At 70.2% G+C, this 12702-nt stretch carries 10 protein-coding genes; 7 read left to right on the forward strand and 3 right to left on the reverse strand.

Going from position 1 to position 12702, the window contains the following annotated elements:
- Positions 1-243 precede the first annotated feature (243 nt).
- Together pgm and AC1U89_RS21930 are read right to left on the reverse strand one after the other, a co-directional pair.
- Positions 244-1881, reverse strand: coding sequence for a phosphoglucomutase (alpha-D-glucose-1,6-bisphosphate-dependent) (gene pgm, locus AC1U89_RS21925; RefSeq protein ID WP_479901758.1), 1638 nt, complete (start codon positions 1879-1881; stop codon positions 244-246).
- Between the two features lie 135 nt (positions 1882-2016).
- Positions 2017-2895, reverse strand: a complete 879-nt coding sequence (locus tag AC1U89_RS21930; RefSeq protein WP_479901759.1) for an isoaspartyl peptidase/L-asparaginase family protein — start codon at positions 2893-2895, stop codon at positions 2017-2019.
- Between the two features lie 84 nt (positions 2896-2979).
- Between AC1U89_RS21930 and AC1U89_RS21935 the strand changes: the two genes are divergently transcribed.
- From AC1U89_RS21935 to AC1U89_RS21960, 6 genes are all read left to right on the forward strand, one after another.
- The gene (locus tag AC1U89_RS21935; RefSeq protein ID WP_479901760.1) at positions 2980-3978 is read left to right on the forward strand and encodes an NADPH:quinone oxidoreductase family protein; all 999 of its coding nucleotides are present in this window, start codon (positions 2980-2982) and stop codon (positions 3976-3978) included.
- Between the two features lie 262 nt (positions 3979-4240).
- Positions 4241-5104 (forward strand): WecB/TagA/CpsF family glycosyltransferase, encoded by an 864-nt coding sequence (locus tag AC1U89_RS21940; protein WP_479901761.1) that lies wholly within the window; start codon positions 4241-4243, stop codon positions 5102-5104.
- Entirely contained in the window at positions 5101-5295 is a 195-nt protein-coding gene (locus AC1U89_RS21945) for a hypothetical protein (RefSeq protein WP_479901762.1), read from the forward strand. The genes AC1U89_RS21940 and AC1U89_RS21945 overlap by 4 nt, the downstream gene beginning before the upstream one ends.
- Before the next feature lie 108 nt (positions 5296-5403).
- The gene (locus AC1U89_RS21950) at positions 5404-6291 is read left to right on the forward strand and encodes an SDR family NAD(P)-dependent oxidoreductase (RefSeq protein ID WP_479901763.1); all 888 of its coding nucleotides are present in this window, start codon (positions 5404-5406) and stop codon (positions 6289-6291) included.
- Positions 6292-6343: 52 nt separating this feature from the next.
- Positions 6344-7276, forward strand: a complete 933-nt coding sequence (locus AC1U89_RS21955) for a DMT family transporter (RefSeq protein WP_479901764.1) — start codon at positions 6344-6346, stop codon at positions 7274-7276.
- A gap of 70 nt (positions 7277-7346) precedes the next feature.
- Positions 7347-9773, forward strand: a complete 2427-nt coding sequence (locus tag AC1U89_RS21960; protein ID WP_479901827.1) for a bifunctional diguanylate cyclase/phosphodiesterase — start codon at positions 7347-7349, stop codon at positions 9771-9773.
- A gap of 4 nt (positions 9774-9777) precedes the next feature.
- On the opposite strand, the gene AC1U89_RS21965 is transcribed toward AC1U89_RS21960, so the two are convergent.
- Positions 9778-11322 carry a helicase HerA-like domain-containing protein gene (locus AC1U89_RS21965; protein ID WP_479901765.1) on the reverse strand — a complete coding sequence of 515 codons (1545 nt, stop codon included), beginning with the start codon at positions 11320-11322 and terminating at the stop codon, positions 9778-9780.
- 127 nt (positions 11323-11449) lie between these two features.
- On the opposite strand from AC1U89_RS21965, the gene AC1U89_RS21970 reads away from it, so the two are divergent.
- Complete coding sequence (locus AC1U89_RS21970) at positions 11450-12595, forward strand: AI-2E family transporter (protein ID WP_479901766.1); 1146 nt, start codon at positions 11450-11452, stop codon at positions 12593-12595.
- Positions 12596-12702 lie beyond the last annotated feature (107 nt).

The raw sequence follows: 12702 nt of genomic DNA on the forward strand, positions 1-12702 counted from the left end.
GGATCAGTCGGAGTCGCCGACGGCCCCTTCCGGGCGACCTGATCCTGCCCGCCCGAGGGGGAACGTCGACCGGGATGAAACAGGCCCTCAGTCGCCGTCCCTTGAGAAGAACGGTTYCGCGGAGCGGTCGAGCCAAGCCGAAACGCAAACACACACTCACGGTCTCCGGGCGAAGCCCGGCCCGCTCCGCGCCTCCCCACCCCCTCGCCGCGAAAGCCCGAGGTCGAAGAGCCGCGCCTGCGCCTAGCCCTTCAACGCCGTCGCCACCACCTCGCGCGCCTCGGCCTGCACCGACTTCAGATGCTCCGGACCCAGGAACGATTCCGCATAGATCTTGTAGACGTCCTCGGTGCCCGACGGCCGCGCCGCGAACCAGGCGTTCTTGGTCGTCACCTTCAGGCCGCCGATGGCCTCGCCGTTGCCGGGGGCCTTGGTCAGGATGTCGGTGATCGGCTCGCCGGCCAGGTCCTTGGCGGTCACGTCCGAGGGGCTGAGCGCGCCCAGTCGGGCCTTTTCCGCCCGGTTGGCCGGGGCGTCGATGCGGGCGTAGGACGGCGCGCCGTATTGGTCGGTCAGGCCCTTGTAGAGCCGGCTGGCGCTCTGGCCGGTCTTGGCCTGGATCTCGGCGGCCAGCAGGGCCAGCAGCAGGCCGTCCTTGTCGGTGGTCCAGACCGAGCCGTCCCGGCGCAGGAACGACGCCCCGGCCGACTCCTCGCCGCCGAAGCCCACCGAGCCGTCCAGCAGGCCGGGCACGAAGTGCTTGAAGCCGACCGGCACCTCCAGCAGGCGGCGGCCGAGGCCCGCCACCACGCGGTCGATCATCGAGGACGAGACCAGGGTCTTGCCCACCGCCACCCCCGCGCCCCAGGCCGGGCGGTTGGCGAACAGATAGGCGATCGAGGCGGCCAGATAGTGGTTGGGATTCATCAGACCGCCGTCGGGGGTGACGATCCCGTGGCGGTCGGCGTCGGCGTCGTTGCCGGTGGCGACGTCGAACTTGGCCCCGCCCTTCATGATGTCGATCAGCTTGGCCATGGCCGCCGAGGACGAGCAGTCCATGCGGATCTTGCCGTCGGTGTCGAGCGGCATGAAGGCCCAGCGCGGGTCGACGGCGTCGTTGACCACGGTCAGGTCCAGGCGGTGGCGGTCGGCGATCGCGCCCCAGTAGGCGACGGCGGCGCCGCCCAGCGGGTCGGCCCCGATCCGCACGCCGGCCGAGCGGATCAGGTCCAGGTCCAGGATCGTGGGCAGGGCGTCGACATACTGGGCCAGGAAGTCGTGGCGCTTGGCGGTGGCCAGGGCGCGCTCGAACGGGATGCGCTTGACGTCCTTCAGCCCGCCTTCCAGCAGCTGGTTGGCGCGGGCGGCGATCGCCGAGGTGGCCTCGCCGCCGGCCGGGCCGCCGGACGGGGGATTGTACTTGATGCCGCCGTCGCGCGGCGGGTTGTGCGACGGGGTCAGCAGGATCCCGTCGGCGCTGCCGGGGGCGATCCGGTTGTGCTCGAGGATGGCCAGCGACACCGCCGGGGTGGGGGTGAAGCCGTCGCGCGAGTCGACCAGGGTCTCGACCCCGTTGGCGACCAGCACCTCCAGCGTGGTGCGCCAGGCGGGCTCGGACAGGCCGTGGGTGTCGCGGCCGACGAACAGCGGGCCGGTGATCCCCTGGGCGGCGCGGTATTCCGCGATGGCCTGGGCCACGGCCAGGATGTGATCCTCGTTGAAGGCCGCATCGAGGCTGGAGCCCCGATGGCCCGAGGTGCCGAAGGCGACGCGGTGGGCGACATTGGCCGGATCGGGGTGGACCTGGTAATAGGCGCGGGTCAGCGCATCGAGATCGATCAGGTCTTCGGGTCGGGCCTGGCGGCCGGCGTGTTCATGCATGCGGGTACCCTTATCGATCACCGGTCGGCCGTTCAACGCCGGGCGCCGCGACGCGGCGCGGGACGGCGGGCGGCGCCTCGCGACGAGGCAGGCGGCTTCTATCGGCCGGTCATGACGGTTTCTGGACGGCGCCCCTCAGAAGGCTTCGGAGACGATCGAGCCGTCCGGCAGCAGGGCCGCGCGCTTGAGGCCGCTGGAGGCGAAGGGCATGGCGACGTTTCCGTCGCGGTCCACCGCGACCAGTCCGCCGTGGCCGCCCAGGTCGGCCACGCCCTGGATGGCGGCGCGGGCGGCGGCCTCCAGGCTCTCGCCGCCGAACCGCACCCGGTGGGCGATCTGGGCGGCGACGGCGGTGCGGATGAAGTACTCGCCCTGGCCGGTGCACGACACCGCCGCATGGCCGTCGGCCCAGGCGCCGGCCCCGATGATGGGCGAGTCGCCGACCCGGCCGGGCAGCTTGCCGAACACGCCCGCGGTCGAGGTCGCCGCCGCGAGGCGCCCCTCGCCGTCGCGGACCACGCAGCCCACGGTGCCCGTCGGCAGGACATCGGGCGCATGGTTGGCCTCGAAGGCGCCGGCGTGGGTGAACCAGGTCGCCGGATCGGCGATGGTCTTCAGGCCCTGCTCGCGGGCGAAGGCCATGGCGCCCTCGCCAGYCAGCATCACGTGGGGCGTCTTCTCCATCACCGCCCGGGCGGCCAGGATCGGGCTCTCGAAGCCCTGCAGGGCGGCCACCGACCCGGCCTTCAGGCTCGCGCCGTCCATCAGGCTGGCGTCCAGCTCGTATTCGCCGTCGGCGTTGGGCGAGGCGCCCTTGCCGGCGATGTAGAGGCCGCTGGCCTCCAGGGCGACAACCGTCTCGACCGCCACGTCCAGGGCGCCGGCCCCCGCCGCCAGCCGGTCGCGCGCCGCCTCGATCAGCCCGCGCATGTGGGCGATCTCGACGCCGTAGTCGTGACCGCGCTTGGACCCGGCGCCGCCGTGCAAGGCGAGGGTAAAACGTTTGTTTGACATTCTGCTTCCTTGGCCGGCGGCGCTGCGCTAGCGTCCGGCTCCTTAACGAAGAACGCGCAACGAAGACAGCGGGAGAGAGACGAGATGAAGGCGGTGCTCAGCAAGACCGTGGGCGGACCCGAGACCCTGGTGCTGGAGGAGCTTCCCGATCCCGTCGCCGGTCCGGGGCAGGTGGTGCTGGCCGTCAAGGCCTGCGGCGTCAACTATCCCGACGTGCTGATCATCGAGGACAAGTACCAGTTCAAGCCCGAGCGGCCGTTCGCCCCGGGCGGCGAGGTCTCGGGCCTGGTCACCTCGGTGGGCGAGGGCGTCACCACCCTGAAGGTCGGCCAGCGGGTGCTGGCCTCGACCGGCTGGGGCGGCATGGCCGAGCAGGTGGCGCTGGACGCCAACCGCTGCACGCCGATCCCCGACAACATGCCCTTCGACGAGGCCGCCGCCTTCATCCTGACCTACGGCACCTCGTACTACGCCCTGAAGGACCGCGGCCATCTGAAGGCCGGCGAGACCCTGCTGGTGCTGGGCGCGGCCGGCGGCGTGGGCCTGGCGGCGGTGGAGCTGGGCAAGGCGGCCGGGGCGCGGGTGATCGCCGCCTGCTCCAGTCAGGAAAAGGTCGACCTGGCCATCAAGCACGGGGCCGACGCCGGGGTGGTCTATCCGCGCGGCCCGTTCGACAAGGACGGCCAGAAGGCCCTGGCGACCCTGATCAAGGACGCCTGCGGGCCGAACGGCTGGGACGTGGCCTATGACGCGGTCGGCGGCGACTATTCCGAGGCCACGATCCGCGCCGCCGGCTGGAACGGCCGCTTCCTGGTGATCGGCTTCCCGTCGGGCATCCCCAAGATCCCGCTGAACCTGACCCTGCTGAAGTCGTGCGACATCGTCGGGGTGTTCTGGGGCGCGTCGGTGGCCCGCGACCCCAAGGGCCATGCCCAGAACGTCCGCGAGCTGATGGACCTCTACGCGGCCGGCAAGATCAAGCCCTATGTCTCCGAGCGCTTCCCCCTGGCCAAGGCCGGCGACGCCATCGCCCACCTGGCCAGCCGCAAGGCCATGGGCAAGGTCGTGGTCGTCAACGAATAGCTTGCGACATCTCGACACACATCGGTCGTGGTCCTCGGAAGCGGAAATCTTCGGGTAACCATGATCGATGTTGGTCGTCAGAACTTTAAATGGTGAATCGTTCTTGAACTGAAGACTTCAAGGTTAAGCGTCGCTAAGCATCCTTCTTGGGAAACGGCTAAGCCTGTTCCTGTAGACCTGTGCTCCAAGTCGTCGGAGTCGGTCTCAGATGTTGCTGCCAGCGAGGGACGCCTTCTTTCCGGAGGTGCGTCAGAACTTCCGTATGAGCCGCCGCCCTGAAGAGCGCGTGCAGGTTCTCGGCGGCGCGATGGACCTGGTCCGTCCCGAGGAGGTCTTCCACTTCGTGGCTGGCAAGATCGCGGCGCGCGAAAGCGCGGTGGTCGCCAACCACAACCTCCACAGCCTGTACCTGATCCGCAAGGACGAGCGGATCGCCGAGTTCTTCCGCAAGTCCGACCTGATCGAAGTCGACTCCGTGCCCGTGATCTTCTGGGCCCGCATCGTCGGCCGGGCCAGCCGCCGGTTCCACCGCTGCACCTATCTGGACTGGCGCGACGCCTTCTGGGAGCGCGCCATCCGCGAGAACTGGAAGGTCTTCTTCGTGGGCGGCGCGTCGGGCGTCGGCGAGAAGGCGGCCGCGCGCATCCGGGCCGACTGGCCGGGGGCGCGGCTCGCCACCCACCACGGCTATTTCGACGCCACGCCCGGCTCGGCCGAGAACCAGGCGGTGATCGACGCGATCAACGCCTACCGGCCCGACGTCGTGCTGGTCGGCATGGGCATGCCGCGCCAGGAGATCTGGGTCCTGGAGAACCAGTCCAAGCTGGGCGCCTGTGTGACCTTCACGGTCGGCGGGGCGTTCGACTACGAGGCCGGCGTCCAGCGCCCCTCGCCCCGCTGGATGGGGCAGGTGGGCATGGAATGGCTGTTCCGCCTGGCCGTCGACCCCCAGCGCCTGTTCACCCGCTACTGCGTTGAGCCCTGGCACCTGATGGGGCCGGCCATACGCGATTTGGGGAAAGCGATTGCCAGGCAGGCCGCTTCCCGCAAAGGGTCCGACGCTGCTCGTGCGGAATACGCCCGGGCGGCTGATTTGGCGCGCTCTGATGGTCTGGGGGGACGATGAGCTTGAAGATCTATCTGCCGCCGACCGGGAAGGTCGAGCGGCCCCGCCTGGCGCAGCGCGTCGCGGCGGTGTTCGGCCTGGCCGGACTGGTCCTGGCCTGGGCGGTGGTCCTGCTGCCCTGCGCGGTCTGGCTGCTGTTCAGCCTGGTGTTCAACCGGCCGCAGCCGGCGCCCGCTCGCCAACAAGCCTGAACGCTGTTCACTTAGTCCTAGCCAGGCGCGCTTCGGCGCGCCAGGATGGTCGCGCCTGACGCAGCGGCCCGGTCTCCAGAGGTCGCGCGCGGCCAAAGGGAGCGGCGCATGACGGGACGTCTGGACGGCAAGGTTGCGGTGGTCACCGGCGGGTGCTCGGGCATCGGCCTGGGAACGGTGGAGCTGTTCGTGGCGCAGGGCGCCAGCGTGGTCGCCGCCGACCTGCAGGCCGAGAAGGGGGCGATGCTGGAGAAGCGTTTCGCGGGCAAGGTGCGCTTCGCGCCCTGTGACGTCACCCATGAAAGCCAGATCGCCGCGGCCGTGGAACTGGCGCAGGAGGCCTTCGGCGGCCTCGACATCCTGTTCAACAACGCCGGCATGGGCGGGGCGCCCAACGGCGTGGCCGACATGACCGCCGAGGGCTGGGACGCCACCTTCGCCCTGCTGCTGCGCGGGCCGGTGCTGGGCATGAAGCACGCCCTGCCGCTGATGCTGGAGCGCGGGGGCGGCAGCATCATCAATACCGCCTCGATCGCCGGCCTGCAGGCGGGTTTCGGTCCCCTGGCCTATTCGACGGCCAAGGCCGCGGTGATCCACATGAGCAAATGCGCGGCGGCCGAGCTGTCGCCGCTGAAGATCCGGGTCAACGCCATCTGCCCCGGCCTGATCGCCACCTCGATCTTCGGCGCCTCGATGGGCCTGCCGCGCGAGGTCGCCGACCAGATGGCCGCCCGGGTCGCCGAGGTCGGACCCAAGATCCAGCCGATCCCCAAGGCCGGCCTGCCCGACGACATCGCCCGCGCCGCCCTCTACCTGGCCAGCGACGATTCCGAGTTCGTGACCGGCACACACATCGTGGTCGACGGCGGGATCACGGTCGGCGGTCGTCACGCCTGGGACCGCGCCGCGCCCTCGCCCCTGCTGTCGGCCATGGGGATCTCGCCCGAACAGGCCGAGCAGATGCGGGCGGCGATGATCGCCTCGCAGACCCAATGAGCTTGGCCCAATGAGCCTGGCCCAATGAGCCCGACCCAATGAGCCMGACCCAATGAGCGTGATCGCCGCCGGGCGGGCTTTCGGGGCGCGCCTGACGCCGAACCTGCGCGGGGCGCTGTGGATGCTGGCCTCGGCGGTGCTGTTCACCGCCATGACCACGCTGATCAAGTATCTGGGCGCGGGCTATCCGGCCGCGCTGCAGACCTTCTACCGACAGTTGGCCGGGGCGGTGATCCTGCTGCCGCTGGTGGCGCGCGACTGGCGTGGGGCCCTGCGGACCACGCGGCCCGGCATCCTGGTGTTCCGGTCCAGCGCCGGGGTGCTGGCCATGATCCTGGCCTTCTACGCCTATCAGGAGCTGCCGCTGGCCGACGCCAACGCCCTGTCGTTCACCCGCACCCTGTGGCTGGTGCCGCTGGCGGGGCTGGTGCTGCGCGAGCCCGTGGGACCCTTGCGGATCGGCGCGGCGCTGATCGGCTTCGTCGGCGTGCTGGTCATGCTGAAGCCGGGCGGGGCGGGCGCGGCCCACTGGCTGGGCTGGCCTCAGGCGGCGGCCCTGGCCTCGGCCCTGCTGTTCGCCCTGACCATCACCGGCATGAAGGTGATGACCCGCGACCATTCGCCCTTCACCCTGCTGGTCTACGCGGCGGGCCTGGGCCTGGTCTTCTCGATCCCGCCGGCCCTGTTCGTCTGGCGTTGGCCCAGCCTGCCGGACCTGGGACTCTTGGCGCTGATGGGCGTGATCGGCACCCTGACCCAGGGCTGCTACATCAAGGGCATGGAGGCGGGCGAGGCGGCGGTGATGGCCCMGATCGACTATACCCGCCTGGTGTTCGCGGTGGTCGCCGGCCTGGTGCTGTTCCACGAGACGCCCAGTCCGGCCGTGCTTCTGGGCGCGGCGATCGTCGTGGCCTCGACCCTGTTCATCAGCTGGAGGGAGCACCAGCTATCGCGGCGCAAGGGCCTCGCCGAGGCCGTCGACTAGGCCTTCAGAACACGGCCTTATAGCGAAACGCTTTTTTTGCATCTTCCCCGGTATTCCTAGGACGAATGCCCTGGGGGACCTGCGCTTGCTGAAGGTTTTGACCTGCCTGACGACGGAGCATGACCTGCGTTTGGTCGTGGTCGCCGGACTGATCTGCTTCGCCGCCTGCTTCACGGCGTTCCGCCTCTATTCGCGGATGCGTGGGGCCAAGGGCGTGGTGCGGGCCGCCTGGCTGCTGCTGACCGGCCTGGTGGCCGGATCGGGCGTCTGGGCCACCCACTTCATCGCCATGGTCGCCTACAGCCCCGGCCTGAAGACCGGCTACAGCCCGTCCGGCACCCTGCTGTCGCTGATGATCGCGGTGCTGTTCATGGCCGGCGGCTTCGCCGTGGCCTCGGCCCAGCGCACCCGCACCAACGACTTCGCCGGCGGCTTGATCCTGGGCATGGGCATCGCGGCGATGCACTATACCGGCATGTCGGCCTTCGTGACCCAGGGCTTCGTGCAGTGGGAGCAGGCCACCATCGCCCTGTCCGTCCTGGCCGGCGTCATCGGCGCGGCGGGCGCGCTTCAGCTGGCTGGTCGCGCGCGCAGCCTGCTCAAGCAACTGGGCGGCGGCGCCGTCCTGACCCTGGGCGTCTGCGCCCTGCATTTCATCGGCATGGGCGCGATCACCATCGTGCCCGATCCCTCGATCAACGTGCCCGACCAGATGCTGTCGGGCGCGATCCTGACCCTGGCCGTGGTGTCGATCACCGGCATGATCATCCTGGGCGGCCTGGGCGCGGTGGCCATCGAGTCCTCGACCAGCCGCTCGGCCCTGGACCGCATCCGCCGCCTGGCCAACGCCGCCTATGAAGGCATCGTGGTGGTCCAGGACGGCCGTATCAACGACGCCAACGCCGCCTTCTGCGAGCTGGTCGGCCTCGACCTGGACGGCCTGCTGCGCACGCCGCTGTCCAACCTGCTGACCTTCGACACCGAGGGGCCGCCGCGCGAGGGCGTGCGCCGCGAAGGCGTGCTGCAGCCGGCCGACGGCGGCCGGGCGATCCCGGTCGAGGTGTTCTCGCGCCTGATGGACGACGGCGCCCGCCAGGAGACCTCGGGCCTGACCGTGCTGGCGGTCCGCGACCTGCGCGAACGCCGCTCGGCCGAGGAGAAGATCCGCTACCTGGCCGAACACGACGGCCTGACCGGCCTGCCCAACCGCAATTCGCTGCAGGCCCGCCTGGCCGCCGCCCTCGACCGCGTCGAGGCCTCGGGCGAGACCCTGTCGCTGATCTGCATCGACCTGGACCACTTCAAGGAAGCCAATGACCTGCACGGTCACCTGGCGGGCGACGCCCTGCTGGTCGAGACCGCGCGCCGCCTGCAGGACAGCCTGACCGCCCCGTCCTTCGCCGCCCGCCTCGGCGGCGACGAGTTCATCGTCGTCCAGGTGGCCGCCGGCGATCAGCCCGCCGCCGCCGCCGAGCTGGCCGGCCGGCTGCTGGAGGCCCTGGCGGCCCCGGCGATGCACGAAGGCCAGGAGCTGGCCATGGGCGCCAGCCTGGGCGTGTCGCTGTTCCCCGACGACGGCCGCACCGCCGAGGCCCTGCTGGCCAACGCCGACATGGCCCTGTACCGCGCCAAGGAAAGCGGCCGCGGCGCCTATCGCTTCTTCAAGCGCGAGATGGACGAGTCGATCCGCGAGCGCCGGACCCTGGCCCGCGAGCTGCGCCAGGCGATCGCCGACGAGGACCTGGTCGTCTACTACCAGCCGCTGGCCAAGGCGGCCGACGGCGAGGTGTGCGGCTTCGAGGCGCTGGTGCGCTGGAACCACCCGGTGCGCGGCATGGTCCCGCCGCTGGAGTTCATCCCGGTGGCCGAGGAGAACGGCCTGATCACCCAGCTGGGCGAGTGGGTGCTGCGCCGCGCCTGCGCCGACGCCGTCACCTGGGAGCGTCCGCTGCGCATCGCGGTCAACCTGTCGCCGCTGCAGCTGAACCAGCCCAACCTGCCGACCCTGGTGCACGAGGTGCTGGTGGCCACCGGCCTGTCGCCCAGGCGGCTGGAGCTGGAGATCACCGAAAGCGCCCTGTTCAAGGACTACCAGCGGGCGCTCGACAACCTGCGCCGGCTGAAGGCCCTGGGCGTGCGTATCGCCATGGACGACTTCGGGACCGGCTTCTCGTCGCTGTCGACCCTGCAGTCGTTCCCGTTCGACAAGATCAAGATCGACAAGAGCTTCGTCGAGAACATCCACCGCCACGACCGCGCGACCGTGATCGTCCGCGCCGTGCTGGGCCTGGGCCGCAGCCTGGAGATCCCGTGCGTGGCCGAGGGCGTGGAGACCCAGGAGCAGATCGACTTCCTGCGCGGCGAGAACTGCGCCKAGCTGCAGGGCTACGCCATCGGCCGCCCGTCGCCCGTCGACAGCCTGTCGGCCTGGACCCTGGCCAGCGCCGCCTCCGCCTACAAGCCCGCGAAGAAGCCGCGCCGCCGCAAGGCCGCTTAAGGGATCATCGCCGCCGCGACATGCCGCCCAGCAGGCCGCGCATGATCTCGCGGCCGGCCTGGCTGGCGATCGTGCGGACCAGCGAGGTGGCGAAGGCCTCGGCCACCGACTGGCGGCTGGACGCCCGGGGCCGCGGCGCGGCCCGGGCCTCGCGCGCCTCCTCCCGTTCCCGGACCTTCTCGGCCGCCGCCCGCTGGCGCTCGGCCTCGACCTGGACGGCGGCCGTGGCGGCCTGCTGCTGCGCCTGGCTGGCCCGTCCCTGCAGGACCTCGTAGGCGGACTCGCGGTCCAGCGCCTGGTCGTAGAGCCCGGCGACCGGGCTCCGGGCGATCAGGGCCGCGCGCTCTTCCGGCGTCAGCGGACCCAGGCGCGAGGCCGGCGGGCGGATCAGGGTCTTCTGGACCACGCAGGGCGCGCCCTTGGCGTCGAGGGTCGAGATCAGCGCCTCGCCCACGCCCAGGGCCTGGATGGTCTCGGCGGTGTCGAAGGCCGGGTTTTCGCGGAACGACTGGGCGGCGGCCTTCAGCCCCTTCTGGTCGGCCGGGGTGTAGGCCCGCAGCGCGTGCTGCACCCGCGCGCCCAGCTGGCCCAGCACGGCGTCGGGGATGTCGGCCGGGTTCTGGGTGACGAAATAGATGCCCACGCCCTTGGAGCGGATCAGCCGCACGACCTGCTCGATCTTCTCCAGCAGCGGCTTCTCGGCGTCGTTGAACAGCAGGTGGGCCTCGTCGAAGAAGAACACTAGTTTGGGCTTGTCCGGGTCGCCCACCTCGGGCAGCTCCTCGAACAGCTCCGACAGCAGCCACAGCAGGAAGGTCGAATAGAGCTTGGGCGACTGGATCAGCCGGTCGGCCGCCAGCAGGTTGACGTAGCCGCGTCCCGCCACGTCGACGCGCATGATGTCGGCCAGCTTCAGGGCCGGCTCGCCGAAGAAGTTCTCGGCTCCCTGGCTTTGCAGGGTCAGCAGCTTGCGCTGGATGGCGCCGACGGTGGCCGGCGAGACGTTGCCGTACTGGGTGCCGATCTCGGCGGCGTGGTCGGCGACGTATTTCAGGGCCGCCTGCAGGTCCTTCAGGTCCAGCAGCAAGAGGCCGTCCTGGTCGGCGACGTGGAAGACCACCGTCAGCACGCCTTCCTGCACGTCGTTCAGCTCGAGCAGCCGCGACAGCAGCACCGGGCCCATCTCGGAGATGGTGGTGCGGATCGGGTGGCCCTTCTGGCCGAACAGGTCCCACAGCACCACCGGCGGGGCGGACGGCGTCAGGGTCAGGCCCATCGACGCGGCGCGCTCCTGCATCTTGGCGTTGGGCGCGCCGATCATGGCCACGCCCGAGAGGTCGCCCTTCACGTCGGCGGCGAACACCGGGACCCCCGCGTCGGCGAAGGCCTGGGCCATGACCTGCAGGGTGACGGTCTTGCCCGTGCCGGTCGCCCCGGCCACCACGCCGTGGCGGTTGGAGCGGTCCAGGCGCTGGGTCACGGGCCCGTCTCCGGCCCCTCCCTGGCTGAGCCCGATGAGGATTTCGCCTTCGCCGATCGCCAGGGTCATACGCAACGTCCTTCACATTGGGGACTTAAGCCTAGCCCCGGCCTTGCGCGCCGCCAATCGGCTCGCGCAATGTGCCCCCAGTCTTTATGCAGACGCTCAAGTCGACGACCGAGAAAGAGATTCCCCGATGGCCATTCCCGCGTCGATCACCGGTCGCAACGCCCTGGTGTTCCTGGCGGTCATCGCCGGCGGCGCGGCCCTGTACTGGATGCAGGACATCCTCACGCCCCTGGCCATGGCCGTGTTCCTGGCCGTGATGATCGACAGCTTCGCCCGCGTGCTGGTCGAGCGGGTGCCGCGCTTTCCCAAGGCCCTGGCCCTGCCCAGCGCCATCGTCCTGTCGATCGGCATGTTCGCCGGCGCGGTCTGGGTCGTGACGTCGAACGGCGCGGAGTTCGTCAGCCAGATCCGCGACTACGCCCCGCGGCTGAACGAGGTGATCGCCAAGGTGGCTGCCCTGGTCGGCATCAAGGTGGCGCCGACGATCGGCGACCTGATCAACCAGCTCAATCCCAGCAAGTACGCGGGGGCGGCCGCCCAGAGCCTGCAGAACTTCGCCTCCAGCGCCATCCTGGTGCTGATCTATCTGGGCTTCATCATCGCCTCCCGGCGCGGGTTCAGTCGCAAGATCGTCGCGCTCTATCCCCACCATGCCGAGCGGGACGGCGCGATGCAGCTGTTCCAGCGAATCCGCAACGGGGTGGAGCAGTACCTGTGGATCCAGACCGTCACCGGCCTGATGATCGCCGTCGCCGCCTGGGTGGTGATGATGCTGCTGCGGCTGGACAACGCCCTGTTCTGGGCTTTCCTGATCTTCGTGGCCGCCTACATCCCGATCATCGGCGGCGCGATCGGCTGCATCCTGCCGCCGCTGTTCGCCCTGGTGCAGTTCCCCGACAGCTTCTGGCCGGCCCTGATCCTGTTCGGCTGCCTGGAAGCGATCTTCTTCGTGGTCGGCAACGTGATCTACCCGCGCATGCAGGGCGACAGCCTGAACATGGACCCGACCGTCGTCCTGCTGTCCCTGGCGGTCTGGGGCGCCCTGTGGGGCGTGACCGGCATGTTCCTGTCCACGCCCCTGACCGTGGCGGCGATGCTGATCCTGGCCCAGTTCGACGGCACGCGCTGGATCGCCATCCTGCTGTCGGAAGACGGCGATCCCAGCGGGGACAGCCTGAACCGTCGGGCGCCGGGGGCCTCCGGCAAGTCGCCGCCGGACAAAAAAACCGGCGCGGAGTCGTCTTCGCGACAGAAGTCGGCCAAGGGGGCTTAAAATCCCAAATGGCCTTCCTATCTACATTCCTGTCGGCGGCCCCCCACGCCGACCCCGCGCGACGCAGACCGATTTCCTGGAGCGTCCGACGCGGAATCGCCCGCCTC

Source organism: Caulobacter sp. 05T431 (assembly GCF_056665975.1).